At 66.7% G+C, this 381-nt stretch carries 1 protein-coding gene; it reads right to left on the bottom strand.

Annotated features, from left to right (window positions below; genetic code table 11):
• On the bottom strand, window positions 1–381 hold a 381-nt coding region (locus RX972_RS29080; RefSeq protein WP_316880743.1), incomplete at both ends, for a hypothetical protein.

Below are 381 nucleotides of genomic sequence, written 5' to 3'. Positions count from 1 at the left end.
GTAGAAGCCGGCGAAGGTGGCGGTCAGCCAGAAGAGCGTGTCGAACGGCAGCTGTGTCGCCATCGTGGAGCCGGCGCCAGCGTCGACGGTCGTCACCACCACGAAACGGAACAACCAGAGAAAGCCGAGAAACCACATCCAGGCCGGCCGCCATGCCCACATCCAGGTCGGCTCACCGACCTTGTCCATCTCGGCCTTCTGCAGGGCGATCGCCTGCGCCTGCTGGACGTTCCATTGCACGAGGATGTCCGGCGCCTGACCTTCGACCTCCTTGACGGCCGCGTCGATCTTATCGGCCGGCTGGTCCGGGATCTGCGCTGGGGGAACGCCGAGCTTCTCGGCGACCGTGTCGATGACGATGCCGCCGACCTCGGCCGCGCC

This window comes from Pseudomonas syringae group sp. J309-1 (assembly GCF_032582135.1).
Classification (GTDB): Bacteria; Pseudomonadota; Gammaproteobacteria; order Pseudomonadales; family Pseudomonadaceae; genus Aquipseudomonas; species Aquipseudomonas quasicaspiana.
This window is presented reverse-complemented; position numbering and strand designations above follow the sequence as displayed.